Annotated in this window: 17 protein-coding genes; 9 read left to right on the top strand and 8 right to left on the bottom strand. The window is 59.9% G+C overall.

Annotated elements, in window-relative coordinates; genetic code table 11:
• Positions 1 to 89 precede the first annotated feature (89 nt).
• The 5 genes from AEQ63_RS20235 to AEQ63_RS20215 all read right to left on the bottom strand — a co-directional run bounded on the left by AEQ63_RS20235 (position 90) and on the right by AEQ63_RS20215 (position 7687).
• Positions 90 to 2900, bottom strand: a complete 2811-nt coding sequence (locus AEQ63_RS20235) for an FAD-binding and (Fe-S)-binding domain-containing protein (protein WP_064364509.1) — start codon at positions 2898 to 2900, stop codon at positions 90 to 92.
• Positions 2897 to 3568 (bottom strand): LutC/YkgG family protein, encoded by a 672-nt coding sequence (locus AEQ63_RS20230; protein ID WP_064364508.1) that lies wholly within the window; start codon positions 3566 to 3568, stop codon positions 2897 to 2899. The genes AEQ63_RS20235 and AEQ63_RS20230 overlap by 4 nt, the downstream gene beginning before the upstream one ends.
• A complete protein-coding gene (locus AEQ63_RS20225) occupies positions 3565 to 5022 on the bottom strand; it encodes a LutB/LldF family L-lactate oxidation iron-sulfur protein (protein WP_064364507.1) in 1458 nt (485 codons plus the stop codon). Before AEQ63_RS20225 ends, AEQ63_RS20230 begins: the two co-directional genes overlap by 4 nt.
• Positions 5019 to 5843, bottom strand: coding sequence for a (Fe-S)-binding protein (locus AEQ63_RS20220; RefSeq protein ID WP_064364506.1), 825 nt, complete (start codon positions 5841 to 5843; stop codon positions 5019 to 5021). The genes AEQ63_RS20225 and AEQ63_RS20220 overlap by 4 nt, the downstream gene beginning before the upstream one ends.
• A 149-nt stretch (positions 5844 to 5992) precedes the next feature.
• A complete protein-coding gene (locus tag AEQ63_RS20215; RefSeq protein WP_064364505.1) occupies positions 5993 to 7687 on the bottom strand; it encodes a lactate permease LctP family transporter in 1695 nt (564 codons plus the stop codon).
• Positions 7688 to 7950: 263 nt separating this feature from the next.
• On the opposite strand from AEQ63_RS20215, the gene AEQ63_RS20210 reads away from it, so the two are divergent.
• The gene (locus AEQ63_RS20210) at positions 7951 to 8718 is read left to right on the top strand and encodes an FCD domain-containing protein (RefSeq protein ID WP_064364504.1); all 768 of its coding nucleotides are present in this window, start codon (positions 7951 to 7953) and stop codon (positions 8716 to 8718) included.
• A gap of 25 nt (positions 8719 to 8743) precedes the next feature.
• Here the strand turns inward: AEQ63_RS20210 and smpB are convergent, their stop codons facing one another.
• Positions 8744 to 9226, bottom strand: coding sequence for an SsrA-binding protein SmpB (gene smpB, locus AEQ63_RS20205; RefSeq protein WP_007953781.1), 483 nt, complete (start codon positions 9224 to 9226; stop codon positions 8744 to 8746).
• A 119-nt stretch (positions 9227 to 9345) separates the two neighbouring features.
• On the opposite strand from smpB, the gene AEQ63_RS20200 reads away from it, so the two are divergent.
• Genes AEQ63_RS20200 through AEQ63_RS20190 form a run of 3 tightly spaced genes read left to right on the top strand, consistent with a single transcriptional unit; the run spans position 9346 to position 11498 of the window.
• Complete coding sequence (locus AEQ63_RS20200) at positions 9346 to 10749, top strand: sodium-dependent transporter (protein ID WP_064364503.1); 1404 nt, start codon at positions 9346 to 9348, stop codon at positions 10747 to 10749.
• 7 nt (positions 10750 to 10756) lie between these two features.
• A complete protein-coding gene (locus AEQ63_RS20195) occupies positions 10757 to 11191 on the top strand; it encodes a type II toxin-antitoxin system RatA family toxin (protein WP_016771773.1) in 435 nt (144 codons plus the stop codon).
• On the top strand, positions 11154 to 11498 hold the full coding sequence (locus AEQ63_RS20190) for an RnfH family protein (RefSeq protein WP_064364502.1): 345 nt from the start codon (positions 11154 to 11156) through the stop codon (positions 11496 to 11498). Before AEQ63_RS20195 ends, AEQ63_RS20190 begins: the two co-directional genes overlap by 38 nt.
• Positions 11499 to 11559: 61 nt before the next feature.
• Here the strand turns inward: AEQ63_RS20190 and AEQ63_RS20185 are convergent, their stop codons facing one another.
• A complete protein-coding gene (locus AEQ63_RS20185) occupies positions 11560 to 12087 on the bottom strand; it encodes an outer membrane protein assembly factor BamE (protein WP_042608857.1) in 528 nt (175 codons plus the stop codon).
• 97 nt (positions 12088 to 12184) lie between these two features.
• Here AEQ63_RS20185 and fur point away from each other — a divergent pair, with 97 nt between their 5' ends.
• Positions 12185 to 12589: a ferric iron uptake transcriptional regulator gene (gene fur, locus AEQ63_RS20180; RefSeq protein ID WP_016771770.1), complete on the top strand. Its 405-nt coding sequence runs from the start codon at positions 12185 to 12187 to the stop codon at positions 12587 to 12589.
• Positions 12590 to 12665: 76 nt separating this feature from the next.
• Here the strand turns inward: fur and recN are convergent, their stop codons facing one another.
• Entirely contained in the window at positions 12666 to 14339 is a 1674-nt protein-coding gene (gene recN, locus AEQ63_RS20175; RefSeq protein WP_064364501.1) for a DNA repair protein RecN, read from the bottom strand.
• A 240-nt stretch (positions 14340 to 14579) separates the two neighbouring features.
• Between recN and grpE the strand changes: the two genes are divergently transcribed.
• The 4 genes from grpE (at position 14580) to dapB (ending at position 19400) form a co-directional block, all read left to right on the top strand.
• The gene (gene grpE, locus AEQ63_RS20170) at positions 14580 to 15146 is read left to right on the top strand and encodes a nucleotide exchange factor GrpE (RefSeq protein WP_039759570.1); all 567 of its coding nucleotides are present in this window, start codon (positions 14580 to 14582) and stop codon (positions 15144 to 15146) included.
• Positions 15147 to 15248: 102 nt separating this feature from the next.
• On the top strand, positions 15249 to 17165 hold the full coding sequence (gene dnaK / locus AEQ63_RS20165; protein WP_042608859.1) for a molecular chaperone DnaK: 1917 nt from the start codon (positions 15249 to 15251) through the stop codon (positions 17163 to 17165).
• 297 nt (positions 17166 to 17462) lie between these two features.
• Positions 17463 to 18587 (top strand): molecular chaperone DnaJ, encoded by a 1125-nt coding sequence (gene dnaJ / locus AEQ63_RS20160; protein ID WP_039759565.1) that lies wholly within the window; start codon positions 17463 to 17465, stop codon positions 18585 to 18587.
• Positions 18588 to 18596: 9 nt separating this feature from the next.
• Positions 18597 to 19400 carry a 4-hydroxy-tetrahydrodipicolinate reductase gene (dapB, locus tag AEQ63_RS20155; protein WP_016771766.1) on the top strand — a complete coding sequence of 268 codons (804 nt, stop codon included), beginning with the start codon at positions 18597 to 18599 and terminating at the stop codon, positions 19398 to 19400.
• The last annotated feature ends 59 nt before the right edge of the window (positions 19401 to 19459 follow it).

Here is a 19459-nt window from a genome sequence, read left to right as displayed (position 1 = left end):
GCTGCGCGAGCCACCGAATGGAGGAAAAGCCCCGATTTGTCGGGGCCTGTTCTGTGGATTGCCGTCTCGCTCAAGAGTTCTATTTTTCTTCAGACGACTTTTGCCCGCGTCACCCGATCCACCAGATAAACCAGCCCGTGGTAGTCGATTCCACCGTGCTGGGTCAGGCCGATTTCGCACGTGCGGCTGGTGGAAATCCCCTCGCTGCAGTGCTGCACGGCGTCCTTGAGCGTACGCAGTGAATGGCGGTTCAACTCCGGTGTGGTGAAGCCTTTGTCGCCGGCGAATCCGCAGCAATGTATGCCTTCGGGAATCACCACGGTGTTGCTGCATTTGCGCGCCAGATCGATCAGCGCCTGGCTTTCGCCCAAGTGCTGAGTGCTGCAGGTCACGTGCACGGCAATCGGTGCTTCCTGGGGTGTGAAGTTCAGACGATCCATCAGATGCGTACGGATGAAGCGCACCGGATCGTACAGATCCAGTCGCGTTTCGCCGATGTCCTGAACCAGACGCAACGTACACGGGCTGGTGTCGCAATAGATCGGATCGAGGCCGCCGCGACTGGCGTGGAGCAGGGCGCTGATCAGTTCCTGGCGTTTGTGCTCGGCCTGTTCGGCATAGCCTTTGGAGGCGAATGGCTGACCGCAGCAGAGGTTGTCCTGGTTGTCGGGGAAGACTACCTGGTAACCGGCTTTTTCCAGCAGGCCACGGGTTTTGTCGTACAGCGACATCTGTTCTTTGTCGCCCGCCGCCGGGCCCATGACCCGCGAGACGCAAGCCGCCAGGTAGACCACGCGCGGGCGCTCGTCCGAAACGCTCGGGCTGAAGCGAATGGCTTTTTCCGGTTGTGGCATGGCGTTGGTCCACAGCGGCACTTGGCCTTTGGACAAGCGCGTCAGCGTCGCCGACAACTTCGCCAGACGCGGCGCCCCGAGCATCATTCGCGCGCCGTTGGCGACGTGCAGAGTGAAGCGTGCGCCTTGCAGGGTCTTGGCGAAATTTCCTTCAATCCAGTCGGCGGTTTTCTGATGCGTGGCGTGTCGGCCACGGAGCTTTTTCACCAATTCGCCGGTGTTGATGCCTACAGGGCAGCGTTGCGCGCACAGACCTGTGGCGGCGCAGGTGTCGATGCCTTGGTAATCGAAGGCTTTTTCCAGTTCGGTGGTGTCGACGCCGGCGCGTTTTTTCGCCTGGATATCACGCCAGATGACGATGCGCTGGCGCGGGCTCAGGGTCAGGCCTTTGGATGGGCAGACCGGCTCGCAGAAACCGCACTCGATGCACTTATCCACAATCTCGTCCGCCGCCGGCAGTGGCTTCAGGTGCTTGAGATGGATCTGCGGATCTTCGCTAAGCACCACGTCCGGATTGAGAATGCCGTTGGGGTCGAGCAGGCGTTTGAGCTGCCACATCAGTTGGTAGGCGTCGCTGCCCCATTCCAGTTCCACGAACGGTGCCATGTTGCGGCCGGTGCCGTGTTCGGCCTTCAGCGAGCCGCCGAATTCCACCGCGACCAGTTGCGCGACGTCGTCCATGAACGCTTGGTAGCGTGCGATTTCTTCCGGGCTGTTGAAGCCTTGGGTGAAGACGAAGTGCAGATTGCCTTCCAGTGCATGTCCGAAAAGGATCGCTTCGTCGTAGGCATGTTTGTCGAACAGCTCGATCAGGCGATTGACGCCGATCGCCAGTTGTTCGACCGGGAAGGTCACGTCTTCGATGATCACCGTGGTGCCGGTTTTACGCACGGCGCCGACGGCGGGGAAAGTGTCTTTGCGGATGGCCCAGAGTCGGGCGTTTTCCACGGGGTCTTCAGTGAAGTCGACCTGCTTCTCGACGGGGAAATCGCGCAGCGACGCCATGATTTGCGCCAGTTGTTCCTGCAGCAATGTCGACGAGGCGGCGCGGGATTCGATGAGCAGCGCGCAGGCATTTTCCGACAGCAGCTGTACGAAAGCCGGCATGCCTTTTTTGTCCTGCACCGAGCGCAGACTGCGTCGGTCGAGCAGTTCCACTGCGGATACCGGTTGGCTTTTCAGCACGGTGACGGCGTTGCAGCAAGTTTCGACATCGGGGAACACGATCAGCGCCGAGGCCTTGTTCGGGTGATCGATGACGGTGTCGTAGGTCACCGCGCTGATAAAACCGAGGGTGCCCTCGGAGCCGACCAGCAGGTGGCTCAAGATATCCACAGGCTCGTCGAAATCCACCAGGGCATTCAGCGACAGACCGGTGGTATTTTTCAGACGGTATTTGTGGCGAATTCTCGCGGCCAGTTCGGCATTGGCGCGGGTCTCGCGGCCCAATGTCGCCAGTCGTTCGAGCAGTTCGCCGTGGCTTGAACGAAATGCCGCGACGCTGGCAGGGTCTTCGGTGTCGAGACGCGTGCCGTCGGCCAGCACCAGACGAATCCCGGCCAGGGTGTGATAGGTATTTTGCGCGGTGCCGCAGCACATGCCGCTGGCGTTGTTGGCGACGATGCCGCCGATCTTGCAGGCATTGATCGACGCCGGGTCCGGGCCAATCTTGCGCCCGAACGGTGCCAGCCAGGCGTTGGCCTGCGCGCCGATCACTCCCGGTTGCAGGCGGATCTGCGTGCCTTGCCCACGAATTTCGCGGGCGTTCCAGTTATCCCCAAGCACGATCAGCACGGAATCGCTGATCGCCTGCCCGGACAGGCTGGTGCCGGCGGCGCGGAAGGTCACCGGCACCTTGTCGCGTTGGGCCAGTTGCAGCAGCGCCACCACTTCGTCTTCGGATTCGACGCGGATTACCAGTTTCGGGATCAGTCGATAGAAACTGGCGTCGGTGCCAAAGGCCAGGGTCGACAGCGGATCGTCGAAGCGCCGCTCTGGCGGTATCAGTTGCTCGGCATCACGCAGGAAAGCGGCAGGAAGACTCATTGATCCTCCAGAATCAGCACGACCAGATCTTTCGGGCCATGGGCGCCATAGGCGAGGACCTGTTCAATATCGGCGGTTTTCGACGGGCCGGAGACCAGCAGCGCGTTGGTCGGCATGCCTTGCGCCCATTCGAATTCCTGTTGCACCTGATAGAAGTTGTCGCGGATTTCGCTGGCGTTGAGCAGGGCGAAATGCACCGGCGGCACCAGGCTCATCAAGCGTGGCTCTTCACGGGTTGGCCAGATGATCAGGCTGCCGGTCGCGGCGATCGCACCGAGGGTGCCGGTGAGGCTGGCCGGGGTGTCGTTGAATAGCTCGGCTTTCCATTCTTCCATCGGCCGGTCGTAGGATTTCAGCGCTGGCAGATCGGGATTATTCGCCCAGTGATGTGTGATGCGTTGCCCGTGGGTTGTTGTCGGAGCGATCAGCAGGCTCGGCAATTGGCGGTCGCGCAGCAGTTGCGCCAGTAATGCCGGCCACTCGGCGCCCGAGGTCAGGTGGATTTCGGTGTGCACCGCTTCCATCAGTTTGCGCAGTTGCGGGATGCGTTGCTCGGCGCTGTAGGTGTAGGGCTGGGTGACCAGATCGACGTCGAAGGTGTCGGCGATCGGCGTGGTGCCGGTCAGACTTTTCCGCAGCTTGCCGAGGATATTTTGCTTGGCGCTCATCGACGTTCTCCCTGTTTGCCCAGATGCTCGCGGGCCATGTCATGCAACGAACGCGCGGCGGGTTTTGGTGCGCTGTGATTTTGCGTCCACGGGCCGACGTTGCTGGGTGTCAGCCCGCGCAGACGCGTGGCGAAAAAGACAAAGATTCGATACAGCGTCGGCGAGCTGTTGAGCCTGGCCCATGCGTTCCAGATGAAGCGTTCCTTGCGTGAATATTTGCTGCCCTGACCGCGCATCACCTGATTCGGCGCGTCCGGGGCTTTGACGTTTTCTTCGCGCAGACGGCGCAGGATCGCCGGGATCGGAATCTTCACCGGGCAGACTTCGCCGCAGGCGCCGCACAATGAGGACGCGCTCGGGTGGTCCGGAACCTTGGCCAGGCCGACCATGTGTGGGGTGATGATTTTGCCGATCGGCCCGGGGTAAACCTCGCCATAGGTGTGGCCGCCGACGCGGGTGTACACCGGGCAATGATTCATGCAGGCGCCGCAGCGGATGCAGTTGAGGGTCTGGCGCAATTCACTGTCGGCGAAGGCCTGGCTGCGACCATTGTCGAGCAGCACCAGATGCACTTCCTGCGGGCCGTCGAGTTCATGTTCCTTGCGCGGGCCGGAGATCATGTTGACGTAGGTGGTGATCGGAATGCCCAGCGCCGAGCGCGTCAGCAGTGACAGCAGTGGCACCACGTCGCGCAGGTTTTCCACGACTTTTTCGATGCCGGTCACGGCGATATGCACCGGCGGCACGGTGGTGGTCATGCGCCCGTTGCCTTCGTTTTCCACCAGCAGCAGGGTGCCGGTTTCGGCCACGGCGAAGTTGACGCCGGAGACGCCGATGTCGGCTTCGAAGAATTTCTGCCGCAGGACCCTGCGACCGATCTGAATGAGTTGGTCAACGTCCTTGGTGTATTCCACGCCAAGTTTGTCGTGGAACAAGGACGCGACCTGACCGGCATTCTTGTGGATCGCCGGCATAATGATGTGTGAAGGCTTCTCGTGGTCGAGCTGGACGATGTACTCCCCCATGTCGGACTCCAGACATTCAATGTCCCGAGCCTCGAGGAAATGGTTCATCTCCATTTCTTCGCTGACCATCGATTTGCCCTTGATCACTTGCCGCGCCTCGTGAGCGCGGATGATCGATAAGACGATGCCATTGGCCTCGTCCACCGTTTCCGCCCAGTGCACTGTCACACCGTTGCGGGTCAGGTTCTGTTCCAGTTGCTCGAGCAGGTCGGGCAACTTGGACAGCGCGCGGGCCTTGATCGAATTGCCCAGTGCGCGCAAATGTTCTCTTTCGTGGGCATCACTGAACGCGGCTGCCCGCTTGGTCATCAGTGAGTCCATGGCAGTGCGGAAGTTGTTCCGTAGCTGCTGATCGCCCAAAGCGTTGTGCGCCCGGGTGCGAAAATCTTCTTCTACGGCGACCGTAGGAATAATCGTCGAGGTGCTCATTGCGCACCTCCGGTTCGCTGCCAGAGGAAGCTCGCCAGATGTTGCCCGCGTAACGCTTCCTGCTGTTTCTCCAGCGCGCCGTTGATGTTCATCAAACAGCCGCAGTCGGCACTCAGTACCTTGTGCGCGCCGGAGTCCTTCAGCGCGCGGGTCTTGTCAGCCACCATCGCGCCGGAAATGTCTGGCATACGGACGCTGAATGTCCCACCAAAGCCACAGCATTCGCTTTCGTGGTCGTGATTGACCCGTTCCACATTGCTCAACTGCGCCAACAACTCGCGGCCGTGCAGGTGGGTGTTCATTTCACGGCGTGCCGAACACGACGTGTGCAGCGCGACTTTCACCGGTTCGCCGCTGTCCTTGAGCTGCACCTTGCAGACAAACAGCAGAAATTCGGCCAGTTCATAGGTGCGAGCCGCAAGGGCCTGCACCTGTTTCAACATCTCCGGCTCGTCCTTGAACAAGTCTGCGTAATGCTCGCGCAGCATGCCGGCGCAGGAACCCGAGGGCACCACCACCGGATAATTCCCGGCAAACAGCGCCAGTTGCGAGCGCGCTACCGTCCGCGCCTGCTCGGTGTAACCCGAGGTGTAGGCCGGTTGGCCGCAGCAACTCTGCCCTTGCGGATACTCGACCTGGATGCCTTCGCGCTCCAGCAGATGGATCGCGTCCATCCCGGCTTCGGGGTAGAACAGGTCAACCACACACGTGCCGAACAGGTAGACCCGCGACGGTTTTTCGCTGGGGTATTGCCGAGGTTCGGGCAGTGGCGGTGCCACGCGAGTCGCGTTCGGCACAGCGTTGTAGAAAAGCTCGCTCATCAGGCGTGTCTCCGGGTGGGCCCGGTTATCCGTCTGCTGCGGCTGCCGAATATAAAGCGCGTTGCTTTCAGCAGCCTTACAGACCCGGTGGTGAATTGCTGACGCCGGATCACGGGCCGGCGTCGGTTATTTCCATGCTTCTCGTAGTCTTAGTGCACCAGCATGCCGGTGAACCAGTAGGCCTGAGCCAGGGTGATCAAACCAACAATCGTTGCAAAGAATAGGCTGTGCTTGAGGGTGAAGCGGAACAGATCCGATTCCTTTCCGACCAGACCGGTCGCGGCGCAAGCCACGGCGATCGATTGCGGCGAGATCATCTTGCCGGTCACGCCGCCGCTGGTATTGGCCGCCACCAGCAGGGTGTCGTTGACGCCGATCTGGTGCGCCGTGGTCGCTTGCAACGAACTGAACAGCGCATTCGACGACGTATCCGAGCCGGTGAGGAACACGCCCAGCCAACCGAGGAACGGCGAGAAGAACGGGAATGCCGCGCCGGTACCGGCCAATACCAGAGCCATGGTCGAGGACATGCCGGAGTAGTTGGTGACAAAGGCGAACGCCAGCACCATGCCGATCGACAGGATCGGCCAGCGCAGTTCGTAGAAGGTCTCTTTCAAAGTGGTCAGACCAGTTTTGAAATCGATCTTCAGTACCAGCATCGAAATCAGCGCGGAGAAGAAAATCGCCGTACCGGTGGCGGAAATCGGGTCGAGTTTGAACACCGCTGGAATGGCAGTCGGATTGGCCACGATCGGCGCAGTCTTGATCACCAGTTGATCAAGGTGCGGAATCGCGAAGTTGAATACCCAGCTGTACATCGAGCCGCCAGCAGCGAACATCGCTTTGAAAGGCTTCAGCGTCCAGATCGTCACCAGTACGGTGAGGATCAGGAACGGCGACCAAGCCTTGAAAATTTCCCCGAGGCTGTAGGGCGAAGCCACGGTGGTGCGCTTCTGGCCGAAACCGCCGACGCTGGCGCTGACCACCGAAGCCGACACGGCGCCGACGATGTGCTGGCCGGCGGCGCGGCGTGGTTGCCAGACCTTGAGGAACAGGGTCAGGGAAATCAGGCTGGCCAGCGCCGAGGTGATGTCCGGCAGTTCCGGGCCGATGAAGTTCGAAGTGAAGTACTGGGTGATGGCGAAGCTCAAACCCGCCACCAGCGCGGCTGGCCAGGTTTCGCGCACACCGCGCAGGCCGTCCATCATGAACACCAGCCAGAACGGCACGAACAGCGAAAGCAGCGGCAATTGGCGACCGGTCATGGCGCCGATCTTGAAGGCGTCAATGCCAGTGACCTGACCTGCAACGATGATCGGAATCCCCAGCGCGCCGAATGCCACCGGAGCGGTGTTGGCGATCAGGCACAGGCCGGCGGCGTACAGCGGATTGAAGCCCAGTCCTACAAGGAGTGCGGCAGTAATCGCGACCGGCGCGCCGAAACCGGCGGCACCTTCCAGAAATGCGCCGAAGCAGAAACCGATCAGCAGCACCTGCAGGCGCTGGTCATCGGTGATTGACAGGACCGAACTGCGGATCACCTCGAATTGGCCGCTTTTCACCGTCAGTTTGTAAAGGAACACCGCCGCGACAATGATCCAGGCAATCGGCCACAGACCATAAGCGAAGCCATAACCGGCGGCGGCGAACGCCATGTCCACCGGCATCTGGAAAGCGAAAATCGCCACGGCAATCGAAAGCGCGAGGGTGATGCTGCCGGCCACGTGGCCTTTGAGGCGGAACACCGCCAGGGCGAGAAAGAAGAACACGATGGGAATGACGGCCGCGAGTGCGGAGACGCCAAGACTGCCGAGCGGGCTGTAGAGCTGTTGCCAGGTTTGCATAGTGGGGTGGCCCCTAATTGTTGTTGGTCAGGCACTGTCAGCGTATTTGGATAATTGGTAAGACCAATTTGCAAGCGCTGTTGGCTAGGGTAAAAGCCTCAGCGCAGGTGTGTCAATTTGCCGCCCTGAAACTTTCGTCGAAGATACGGTGCAGGGGCCAGCTGATCCGGTTTGGCGAAGTGCTGTCTGGCAGGTGTCGGCGGCGCGCGGATAGGCCAGAATAGACAGCCCGGCGAGCGGTCGGGATCGTGGAGAAATGAGTTATGGGCTTTGATCAGATACGTCAGCGCCGTTTGTCTGACGATATTGTTGAGCGCCTCGAAGGGATGATCCTTGAGGGCACGCTGAAGTCAGGCGAGCGGCTGCCGGCCGAGCGCACCCTGGCCGAACAATTTGGCGTATCACGCCCGTCGTTGCGCGAGGCGATTCAGAAACTCGCGGCCAAAGGCTTGCTGGTCAGCCGCCAGGGCGGCGGCAATTATGTGGTGGAAGGGCTTGGTTCGACGTTCAGCGATCCGCTGTTGCAATTGCTTGAAAGCAATCCCGAAGCGCAGCGCGATTTGCTCGAGTTCCGGCACACCCTGGAGGCGTCGTGCGCTTATTACGCCGCGATGCGCGCCACCGATGTCGATCGTGAACGACTGACTACTGCCTTTGAAGAGCTGCAGGATTGCTACTCGCGCCATGAAGAAGTCAGCCGGGCGGAAGAGGGCGCGGCGGATGCGAAATTTCATCTGGCGATTGCCGAGGCCAGCCACAACGCGGTGTTGCTGCATACCATTCGTGGTTTGTTCGATCTGCTCAAGCGCAACGTCGTGACCAACATTGGCGGCATGTACAAACAGCGCACGGAAACACGCGACATGCTGATCTCGCAGCATCGGGAATTGTATCTGGCGATTATCGAAGGGCGCGCGGAGCAGGCCAGGGAAGTGTCCAGCCGACATATTCTGTATGTGCAGGAAGTGCTGGAAGAGGTGCGTCAGGAGGTGCAGCGCATGGCTCGGGCGGAGCGGCGCAAGGGGATGTGAAGTAGCGCATCAATTGTGGCGAGGACTAGTCTTCCTTGCCCTTGTTGCGCACCGCTCGCTGCAATTCACGACCGGCGTCGCGCTCGCGCTCGGTGTCACGCTTGTCGTATTCCTTCTTGCCCTTGCCCAGAGCGATCTCGCACTTGACCATGTGCTTGCTCCAGTACCAGGACAGGCATACGCAGGCGTAACCCTTTTGCTGCACGGCGGCGGCGAGCTTGTCCAGCTCGCGGCGGTTGAGCAGCAGTTTGCGTGTGCGCACCGGGTCGGCGATGACGTGAGTGCTCGCGGTCATCAGCGGCGTGATGTGGCTGCCGAGCAACCACGCTTCGCCATCCTTGAGCAGGACATAGCTGTCGACCAGCTGCAACTTGCTAGCCCGCAGACTTTTTACTTCCCAGCCGGCCAGGACCAGACCAGCCTCGAACTTGTGCTCGATGAAGTAATCGTGTCGCGCCTTTTTGTTCTGCGCGATGGTCCCTGTTGGGTGTTTCTTCTGTTTAGCCATAGGGGCGGCATTATATGGAGTTGTTCGGCTGTCGGCTACGGTGTTGCTGCGTGCTTGAGCAGGTTGAGTGAATCCCGGACAATGCGGCCTCTTTTTCTAACGCTTGGGCGTGATAAACGATGTCGACAGACAAGGTTTCTGTCCACGGCAGTTGGGCTAGCCGCTGGGTATTCATACTCGCCGCGACCGGTTCGGCCGTGGGACTGGGTAGTATCTGGAAGTTCCCCTACATGGTCGGGGTCTACGGTGGCGGCGCCTTCGTGCTGATGTTCCTGGCGTGCATCGCGCTCATCGGTGTCCCGGTCATGCTCGCGGAAACCCTGATCGGCCGGCGCGCCCGACAGAGTCCGGCGAACGCCCTGAAGGTGCTGGCGCTGGAGGCGGGGCACTCGGCCAAATGGTCGTGGGGCGCGTTTGCCGGGATGATCACGGCTCTGCTGATCCTGTCTTTCTATAGTGTGGTCGGCGGCTGGTCGCTGGACTACATCGTCGACATGGGCCGGGGCGATTTCCAGGGCGCGACGGCCGATCAGGTCGGCGCCTATTTCGGCAATGTCATCTCCAATCCATGGCGCCTGACACTTTGGCATACGATTTTTATGCTGCTGTCGGCCTACGTGATCGCCAAAGGTGTGGTCGCCGGGCTTGAGCGCAGCTTGCGGATCATGATGCCGCTGCTGTTCGTGATGGTGTTGGTGTTGCTGGGGTACAGCATGACCACCGGGCATTTCATGGAAGGCGTGCATTTCATGTTCGACTTCCACCCGGAAAAAGTCCTCGACGGCCTGTTGCCAGCGATGGGCCACGCGTTCTTTTCGCTGAGCGTTGGCGTCGGCTCGATCATGATCTACGGCGCCTACATGCCGAAGAACACCTCGCTGTCGGGCACGGTGGTCGGTGTTGCGCTGCTGGATACTTTCGTATCGCTGGTAGCCGGTCTGGCGTTGTTTCCGATTGTGTTCGCCGCGGGCCTGAACCCGAGCGAAGGCCCGGGCCTGATGTTCGTCAGCCTGCCATTTGCTTTTGGTAACGTATTTCTCGGCCAGTTGATGGGCGTGGTGTTCTTTGTGCTGGTCGCGGTGGCCGCGTGGAGTTCGGCGATTTCCCTGCTCGAACCGATGGTGGCTTACCTCGTTGAGCGCACGAAAATCAGCCGCGCCTGGGTGACTTTCTGGCTGGCGTTCACCTGCTGGTTTGTCGGTCTGGGCACGGTGTTTTCCTTCAATATCTGGAAGGAAGCCAAGTTTTTCGTGAACGAAGGCGGGGTGTTCAGCCTCTACCAATGGGGTGCGCAGGGCGGTCTCGACTTCTTCGGTGTGATCGATTTCTTCACCTCGCGGATCATGTTGCCCCTCGGTGGCTTGTGTTTCGTGCTGTTCGCGGGATGGGTGATGGGGCGTGAAGCGGTGCGGGATGAATTGTCCATCCGTAACCCGGTTCTGTTTGCCCTGTCCCTGTTCTTGATGCGCTACGTGGCGCCTATCGGCATTCTTGTAGTCTTTGCCGCTCAGCTCTGGAAGTAACGCTTACATGACGACACATATCCAACGATCCGCGCTTCTGCCGTACCCGGCGCAATTTCTCTACGACCTGGTCAACGACGTCGCGCGGTACCCGGAGTTTCTGCCGTGGTGCTCGGAGGCCGAAGTGCTGGAAAGCTCCCCGGAACACATGCGCGCCAGTGTCGGCGTGGCCAAGGGCGGCCTCAGCCAGCATTTCGTCACGCGCAATACGCTGGTGCCGGGGCAGTCGATCGAGATGAACCTTGAAGAAGGCCCGTTCACTCAGTTGCACGGCATCTGGGTGTTCAAGGCGCTGAACGAAAAAGCCTGCAAGATCAGTCTGGATCTGTCGTTCGATTACGCCGGGCCGCTGGTGCGCGCTACGTTGGGCCCGTTGTTCAATCAGGCGGCCAATCAGCTGGTGGATGCTTTCTGCCAGCGCGCCAAGCAGATGCACGGTTGAGCCGGTGATCGATATAGAAGTGGTGTACGCGGCGGTTGATCGGCAAGTTCTGCGTGCGATCAGCGTCGCTGAGGGCGTTAGCGTTCGGGCGGCGGTGCACGAATCGGGCATCGCGGCCGAGTTTCCTGAGCTGAATCTGGCGGAATGTCCGCTGGGGATTTTTGGCAAAGTCGTGACTGACGCGGATGCGCGTGCTGTTCAGGCCGGCGATCGCATCGAAATTTATCGTCCGCTGCTGGCGGATCCCAAAGAGGTTCGACGCCTGCGCGCGGCCAAGGCTGCCGAGGCAAAAGCACGAAATATTTGATCAAGCCAAACGGCAGGCAATAAAAAACCCGGAATGTCCGGGTTTTTTATTGCCTCGCGCATTACTGCGGCGAGGTGTCCAGCGGTTCTGGTGTCGGAACCGGTACGGTTTCCACACCATCGACGTCCTTCTGGATCTGATCCAGCAAGGAGCCGGGCTTGGCTGGTTTCTCAGCTTCTGGCTTCTCGGCGTTTTCAGCAGGCGCGGTCACGTTCGTGCCGCTGTCCTTGCCGAGAATGGCTTCGTCACGGCTCACGCCCGGCATGAAGTCACCGGACAGGCTGACAAGCTGGTCGTTGGAATTGAAGATAACGCTGATTCGTTCCTGCTGGCGTTCACCGCCACCCGGTTGCAGGCTGTACAGATAATCCCAGCGATCGGCATGGAACGTGTCGGCAAGCAGAGGGTTGCCCATGATAAACCGTACTTGCGGCCGGGTCATTCCCGGGCGTAACTGGTCTATCATGTCCTGCGTGACGACATTGCCCTGCTGGATGTCGATTTTGTAAACCCCGGGGAATGAACAACCGGCGAGTGCGAGCAGTCCCACAAAGGTGAAACTGGTTAGCAAGAGCTTGGTGTTTTGCATCGGTGGGCGACTTCCACTATCTTGGCTGGGACAACGTAAACGCCGATCATACCCGCATTAAGAGAAGCTGCGAAGCAGCATCGCGAGAAAGCTGACCATGGTTGAAAATAGCGAACTACGCAAAGCCGGCCTCAAAGTGACCCTGCCACGGGTCAAGATCCTGCAAATGCTCGACTCTACCGAGCAGCGCCACATGAGTGCCGAGGACGTCTACAAGGCGTTGATGGAAGCTGGTGAGGACGTCGGCCTGGCCACGGTTTACCGTGTACTGACCCAGTTCGAAGCGGCCGGCCTCGTGGTCCGCCACAACTTCGACGGCGGCCACGCGGTCTTCGAACTGGCTGACGGTGGCCACCACGACCATATGGTCAACGTGGAGTCGGGTGAAGTCATCGAATTCTTCGACGAAGAAATCGAAAAACTTCAGAAATCGATCGTCGAGAAGCACGGTTTCGAGATGGTTGATCACAATCTTGTACTGTACGTACGCAAGAAAAAGTAAGCATGTCGCGCGAATTTCACATTCGCGAAACGAACGAAGGCGACCCAAGGGTCGCCTTCGTGCTTTCTACTATTTGTTACGCCTTGGCGGTCACCACCATTTTTTTCGCGTGAGCCAGGGATTCCTTGGTCAGATCGATGCCACCGAGCATGCGCGCGACTTCTTCGATGCGTTCGTTCTTGGTCAGCTTCGCGACGGCGGTGTGAGTCGCCTTTTCGTCGCGGACCTTGTGCACGAACAGATGCTGATGACCCTGCGCCGCCACTTGCGGCAAGTGGGTCACGGTCAAGACCTGGCCGCGATCACCGAGGCGCCGCAGTAGCTGGCCGACGATCTCGGCAGTCGGGCCGCCGATACCCACGTCCACTTCGTCGAATACCAGCGTTGGCACACGGGAGGTCTGGGCGGTGATCACCTGAATCGCCAGACTGATCCGCGACAGCTCACCGCCGGACGCGACTTTTGCCAGCGCCTTGAGCGGTTGGCCGGGGTTGGCGCTGACCAGCAGTTCGACCTGCTCCAGTCCGTTCGGCAGCAACTCGTCGCTGCTGTTGGCTTTCAGTTCAATGGTGAAGCGGCCGCCGGGCATGCCCAGGCGCTGGATTTCCTGCTCCACCGCACTGGCGAGACTGCCGGCTGCCTGATGACGAAGGTCGCTCAGCTCGCGGGCCTTCTCTTGATAGTGACGGGCGTAGGACGCCAGCTCTTCGCCCAGGCGCTCGATGGATTCATCGTTGGCGTTCAGGGTTTCGATTTCATCCAGCAGCTTCTGCTGCATTTCGCCGACTTCGGTCGGTTGAATCCGGTGTTTGCGCGCCAGGGTGTAGATCGCGTCCAGGCGCTCTTCCAGATATTGCAGGCGAGCCGGGTCGGCATCGAAGTTGTCGAGAAAGCGGTTGAGCTCGCCGACCGCTTCTTCTACCTGAATCTGCGCGCTGGTCAGCAGGCTGCTGGCTTCACCCAGCGCACCCACTGAATTATTCACGCTGGACAGGCGGTTGAGGCTGGCGGTCAGCGCATTCAGCACATTGCCGGAATCGCTTTCGCTGCACTGCTCGACCACTTGCCGGCAAATGCCCAGCAAGGTTTCGGCGTTGGTCAGGTTCTTGTGTTCCTGCTCCAGCTGTTCGAGTTCGTTTTCGCCGAGCCCGAGGTTTTCCAGTTCTTCGAGCTGGTAGCTGAGCAGTTGATGACGTGCGCGTTGTTCATCACCAGAGTTGGAGAGGCGCTCGAGTTCCTGGCGGGTCTGGCGCCAGCGCTGGGCGGCAAGTTGTACCTGACGCGCCAGATCGGTCGCGCCAGCGTACTCGTCGAGCAGGCGGCGATGGGTGTCGGTTTTCAGCAGCGACTGGTGTTCATGCTGGCTGTGGATATCGATCAGCAGCTCGCCAAGGGCTTTGAGGTCGCCAAGCGGGCAGGGCGTGCCGTTGATATAGCCGCGCGAACGACCTTCGGAGGTGATGACCCGACGCAGAATGCACGGCCCGTCGTTTTCCAGGTCGCGCTCGGTCAGCCAGGCGCTGGCTTCAGGGATATCAGCCAGGTCGAACGTGGCGAGAATGTCGGCTTTATCGGCGCCCGGGCGGACCACGCCGCTGTCGGCGCGATCGCCCAGGGTAAGGCCCAGGGCATCGAGCATGATCGATTTGCCAGCGCCGGTTTCCCCTGTGATCACGCTCATCCCGCGATCGAGTTCGAGATCGAGATGTTCGACGATGGCGTAGTTGTGTACGGACAGGTGCACCAGCATAAGGGCCGCTCCCAGGCTTGAGGTCTGGTTATTTATACAGTGTTTTGTTCCGGCCTGACAATGCCCTCGCTTAGCTCGATTTGCTTGATCGAAAAGTTTTCTTAGCGCATTCGAGAATGACTATTCAGCACTTTTTTGTAGGGACAATCGATTGCAGCCCTTGAAGCCTGATTTTGCGGCCCCATATATCGGGGCAGAAGCGCGAGTCAGGCTCGCGGACGAAATTGAAAGGAGAATTCTATGGCTGACGAACAGACAGTAGATACGCAAAACCCAGATGCCAATCAGGCGCCCGAAGGTTCGGGTGACGACCTGGCGACCCGTGTGCAAGTGCTCGAAGAGCAATTGGCCGCCGCGCAGGATCAGTCTCTGCGTGTTGCTGCCGATCTGCAGAACGTTCGCCGCCGTGCCGAGCAGGACGTCGAGAAGGCGCACAAGTTTGCCCTGGAAAAATTCGCCAGCGACCTGCTGCCGATCGTCGACAGCCTGGAGCGCGGCCTCGAGCTGTCGAGCCCGGACGACGAAAGCATCCGTCCGATGCGCGAAGGCATCGAGCTGACCCTGAAAATGTTCCACGACACCCTCAAGCGCTACCAGCTTGAAGCGATCGATCCGCATGGCGAACCGTTTAACGCCGTTCACCATCAGGCGATGGCCATGCAGGAAAGCGCCGACGTCGAGCCGAACAGCGTGCTGAAGGTTTTCCAGAAGGGTTACCAGCTCAATGGTCGCCTGCTGCGCCCGGCAATGGTCGTGGTCAGCAAGGCACCGGCACCGGTTTCGCCTTCGATTGACGAGCAGGCTTGAAATTAGCCGCAAGGCCCCCATTTAGAAGTCAAGCGTTTAAGTGCTACCGCAGTCAGCCACCACTGCTGCGGCAACAAAATCCAAAGTTTCGGGAGAGTGAACATGGGCAAAATTATCGGTATCGACCTGGGGACTACCAACTCCTGCGTCTCCGTGCTGGAAAACGGCAAAGCCAAAGTTATTGAAAACGCTGAAGGCGCGCGTACCACGCCGTCGATCATCGCTTACGCCAACGATGGCGAAATCCTGGTAGGTCAGTCGGCCAAGCGTCAGGCTGTCACCAACCCGCACAACACCCTGTACGCAGTAAAGCGTCTGATCGGTCGTCGTTTCGACGAAGAAGTTGTGCAGAAAGACATCCAGATGGTCCCTTACAAGATCGTCAAGGCTGACAACAATGACGCCTGGGTTGAAGTGAACGGCCAGAAAATGGCTCCGCCACAAATCTCGGCTGAAATTCTGAAGAAGATGAAGAAGACCGCCGAAGACTACCTCGGCGAGGCAGTGACCGAAGCGGTGATCACCGTTCCGGCCTACTTCAACGACAGCCAGCGTCAGGCTACCAAAGACGCCGGCCGCATCGCTGGTCTGGACGTAAAACGTATCATCAACGAACCAACCGCAGCCGCTCTGGCTTACGGTATGGACAAGGCCAAGGGCGATCACACCGTGATCGTTTATGACCTGGGTGGCGGTACTTTCGACGTTTCCGTAATCGAAATCGCTGAAGTTGACGGTGAGCACCAGTTCGAAGTGTTGGCCACCAACGGTGACACCTTCCTCGGCGGTGAAGACTTCGACATCCGTCTGATCGACTACCTCGTTGACGAATTCAAGAAAGAAAGCGGCATGAACCTCAAAGGTGACCCGCTGGCCATGCAGCGCCTGAAAGAAGCCGCTGAGAAAGCCAAGATCGAGCTGTCGTCCGCTCAGTCGACCGACGTCAACCTGCCGTACATCACTGCAGATGCGACCGGTCCTAAGCACCTGAACGTGAAAATCTCGCGTGCCAAGCTCGAAGCACTGGTTGAAGACCTGGTTCAGCGCACCATCGAACCTTGCCGCATTGCCATGAAAGACGCTGGTATCGACGTCAGCGCGATCAACGACGTGATTCTGGTCGGTGGTCAGACTCGTATGCCGCTGGTGCAGAAGCTGGTTACCGATTTCTTCGGTAAAGAAGCGCGTAAAGACGTCAACCCGGATGAAGCCGTTGCCATGGGTGCTGCGATTCAGGGCGCTGTTCTGGCCGGTGACGTTAAAGACGTGCTGCTGCTCGACGTCAGCCCGCTGACTCTGGGTATCGAAACCATGGGTGGCGTGATGACCGCGCTGATCGAGAAAAACACCACGATTCCTACCAAGAAATCGCAAGTGTTCTCGACTGCCGACGACAACCAGGGCGCTGTGACCATTCACGTTCTGCAGGGCGAGCGCAAGCAAGCCGCACAGAACAAATCGCTGGGCAAGTTCGACCTGGCCGACATTCCACCTGCTCCACGTGGCGTGCCGCAGATCGAAGTGACCTTCGACATCGACGCCAACGGCATCCTGCACGTCGGCGCGAAAGACAAGGCTACCGGCAAGACCCAGTCGATCGTGATCAAGGCCAACTCCGGTCTGTCCGACGAAGAAATCGAGCGCATGGTGCGTGACGCCGAGGCGAATGCCGAGGAAGACCGCAAGTTTGAAGAGCTGGCCGCTGCCCGTAACCAGGGTGATGCACTGGTGCACTCGACTCGCAAGATGATCGCTGACGCGGGCGACAAGGTCACCGCCGAAGAGAAGACTGCAATCGAAGCTGCAGTGGTTGCTCTGGAAGCCGCCGTCAAAGGCGACGACAAGGCTGCCATCGAAGCCAAGGTTGAAGAGCTGTCGAAAGTCTCCGCTCCGGTTGCTCAGAAGATGTACGCCGAACAGGCTCAGCCAGCTGATGGCGCAGCCCCGCAAGGCGAATCGGCTGAGAAGGCTGACGACGTTGTCGACGCCGAGTTCGAAGAAGTAAAAGACCACAAGTAAGTTGTTGGTCGCCCGGTTGACTGCCTTGCGGCGGTGACTGGTAGGATGTCGCCGCGCGGGAGCTTGCCTCCCGCGTTGGCGTATCTGGAATACGCGAATTTTTACAGCATGCGACAGCGCTCGCTTGCTGGCGGTATGGCCGGGAATGCTCCTGCTTTTCGCGCCGCAGATACCGCATCAATCAAGACCAGGATCGTTGAATTGACGTGAGTTGGGTCCGGGCCTTAATGGGGGCTCAACGAGTTTGGCGAGGCTCAGGAGGGGTTTGCCGAACGTCCTTAAGAGTGCAAAGAACTTATGGCAAAGCGTGACTATTACGAAGTATTGGGTGTCGAGCGGGGCACGAGCGAAGCGGACCTGAAAAAGGCCTATCGCCGTCTGGCCATGAAGCACCACCCCGACCGTAATCCCGGCGACAAAGCTTCGGAAGAAGCATTCAAAGAGGCCAACGAGGCCTATGAAGTGTTGTCCGACGCCAGCAAGCGCGCGGCATACGACCAGTACGGTCATGCCGGCGTCGATCCGAGCATGGGCGGCGGCGGTGCCGGTTTCGGTGGCCAGAACTTCTCGGACATCTTTGGCGATGTCTTCAGTGACTTCTTTGGCGGTGGTCGCGGCGGTTCCCGTGGCGGCGCCCAGCGTGGCAGCGATCTGCGCTACACCCTGGAGCTGAATCTGGAAGAAGCGGTGCGCGGGACGTCGGTGAATATCCGCGTTCCTACACTGGTCAACTGCAAGCCGTGCGATGGTTCCGGCGCCAAGAAAGGCTCCTCGCCGACGACATGCCCGACCTGTGGCGGTATCGGCCAGGTGCGCATGCAGCAGGGCTTCTTCTCGGTGCAGCAGACCTGCCCGCGCTGCCATGGCCAAGGCAAGATCATTTCCGATCCGTGCGACTCCTGCCACGGCGACGGTCGCGTCGAAGAGTACAAAACCCTGTCGGTGAAAGTGCCGGCCGGTGTTGATACCGGCGACCGCATTCGTCTGTCCGGCGAAGGCGAGGCGGGTACCCAGGGCGGGCCGACTGGCGACCTGTATGTTGTGATCAATGTGCGCGAGCACGACATCTTCCAGCGTGACGGCAAGCATCTGTTCTGCGAAGTGCCGATCAGCTTCGTCGACGCAGCGTTGGGCGGCGAGCTGGAAATCCCGACCCTCGACGGTCGCGTCAAACTGAAAATCCCCGAAGGCACGCAGACCGGCAAGCAGTTCCGCGTACGCGGCAAAGGCGTGGCGCCAGTGCGTGGCGGCGGTGCCGGTGACCTGATGTGTCGTGTGGCTGTGGAAACGCCGGTCAACCTCAATCGTCGTCAGCGTGAACTGCTGGAAGAATTCCGCAGCTCCCTGGCTGACGACAACAGCCATTCGCCGAAAACCACCGGTTGGTTCGACGGTGTGAAGCGTTTCTTCGGCGATTTGTAAGGAGTCGGCATGCGACGTATTGCAGTGATGGGCGCCGCCGGGCGCATGGGCAAGACCCTGATCGAAGCGGTGCAGCAGACGCCGGGCGCCGGTCTGACCGCGGCGGTCGATCGTCCCGACAGCACGCTGGTTGGCGCGGATGCCGGTGAGCTGGCAGCGCTGGGCCGTATCGGCGTGCCGCTGTCCGGTGATCTGGATCGAGTGGTTGAAGAGTTCGATGTGTTGATCGACTTCACCCACCCGACCGTGACCCTGAAGAACCTCGCGTTCTGCCGCAAACATGGCAAGGCGATGATCATCGGTACCACCGGTTTCAGTGTTGAAGAGAAGCAGTTGCTGGCCGAGGCGGGCAAGGACATTCCAATCGTTTTCGCTGCCAACTTCAGCGTCGGCGTCAACCTCTGCCTGAAGTTGCTCGACACCGCTGCGCGCGTGCTGGGTGACGATGTCGATATCGAGATCATGGAAGCCCATCACCGGCACAAGGTCGATGCCCCGTCGGGTACCGCCGTGCGCATGGGTGAAGTGATTGCCGATGCGCTGGGGCGAGACCTTAAGAAGGTCGCGGTATACGGTCGCGAAGGTCAGACCGGGGCGCGTGAGCGTGAAACCATTGGTTTCGCCACTGTGCGTGCCGGCGACATCGTCGGTGACCACACCGTTCTGTTCGCTGCCGATGGCGAGCGCGTCGAGATCACCCACAAGGCTTCGAGCCGCATGACCTTCGCCAAGGGTGCGGTGCGTGCGGCGCTGTGGCTGGATGGTCGCGAGCCGGGCCTGTACGACATGCAAGACGTGCTCGATCTGCGTTGAGTCGTTGCTGATCCCGGCGCAAACGTCCCGTTTTGCGCCGGTTTTTACCGCCTGGCGAC

The organism is Pseudomonas sp. RIT-PI-o, assembly GCF_001297215.1.
GTDB lineage: Bacteria > Pseudomonadota > Gammaproteobacteria > Pseudomonadales > Pseudomonadaceae > Aquipseudomonas > Aquipseudomonas moraviensis_A.
The sequence above is the reverse complement of the archived record's forward strand: the minus strand, read 5'-3'. Positions and strand labels throughout refer to the sequence as shown.

Coding starts and splice junctions, on each gene's coding strand:
- AEQ63_RS20225 (WP_064364507.1), bottom strand. CDS start 5,022: ATGAGCACCTCGACGATTATTCCTACGGTCGCCGTAGAAGAAGATTTT.
- recN (WP_064364501.1), bottom strand. CDS start 14,339: ATGCTGGTGCACCTGTCCGTACACAACTACGCCATCGTCGAACATCTC.
- AEQ63_RS20185 (WP_042608857.1), bottom strand. CDS start 12,087: ATGCAAAACACCAAGCTCTTGCTAACCAGTTTCACCTTTGTGGGACTG.
- AEQ63_RS20210 (WP_064364504.1), top strand. CDS start 7,951: ATGGGCTTTGATCAGATACGTCAGCGCCGTTTGTCTGACGATATTGTT.
- AEQ63_RS20230 (WP_064364508.1), bottom strand. CDS start 3,568: ATGAGCGCCAAGCAAAATATCCTCGGCAAGCTGCGGAAAAGTCTGACC.
- AEQ63_RS20195 (WP_016771773.1), top strand. CDS start 10,757: ATGACGACACATATCCAACGATCCGCGCTTCTGCCGTACCCGGCGCAA.
- dapB (WP_016771766.1), top strand. CDS start 18,597: ATGCGACGTATTGCAGTGATGGGCGCCGCCGGGCGCATGGGCAAGACC.
- dnaK (WP_042608859.1), top strand. CDS start 15,249: ATGGGCAAAATTATCGGTATCGACCTGGGGACTACCAACTCCTGCGTC.
- grpE (WP_039759570.1), top strand. CDS start 14,580: ATGGCTGACGAACAGACAGTAGATACGCAAAACCCAGATGCCAATCAG.
- smpB (WP_007953781.1), bottom strand. CDS start 9,226: ATGGCTAAACAGAAGAAACACCCAACAGGGACCATCGCGCAGAACAAA.
- AEQ63_RS20220 (WP_064364506.1), bottom strand. CDS start 5,843: ATGAGCGAGCTTTTCTACAACGCTGTGCCGAACGCGACTCGCGTGGCA.
- dnaJ (WP_039759565.1), top strand. CDS start 17,463: ATGGCAAAGCGTGACTATTACGAAGTATTGGGTGTCGAGCGGGGCACG.
- AEQ63_RS20215 (WP_064364505.1), bottom strand. CDS start 7,687: ATGCAAACCTGGCAACAGCTCTACAGCCCGCTCGGCAGTCTTGGCGTC.
- AEQ63_RS20190 (WP_064364502.1), top strand. CDS start 11,154: ATGCTTTCTGCCAGCGCGCCAAGCAGATGCACGGTTGAGCCGGTGATC.
- AEQ63_RS20200 (WP_064364503.1), top strand. CDS start 9,346: ATGTCGACAGACAAGGTTTCTGTCCACGGCAGTTGGGCTAGCCGCTGG.
- AEQ63_RS20235 (WP_064364509.1), bottom strand. CDS start 2,900: ATGAGTCTTCCTGCCGCTTTCCTGCGTGATGCCGAGCAACTGATACCG.
- fur (WP_016771770.1), top strand. CDS start 12,185: ATGGTTGAAAATAGCGAACTACGCAAAGCCGGCCTCAAAGTGACCCTG.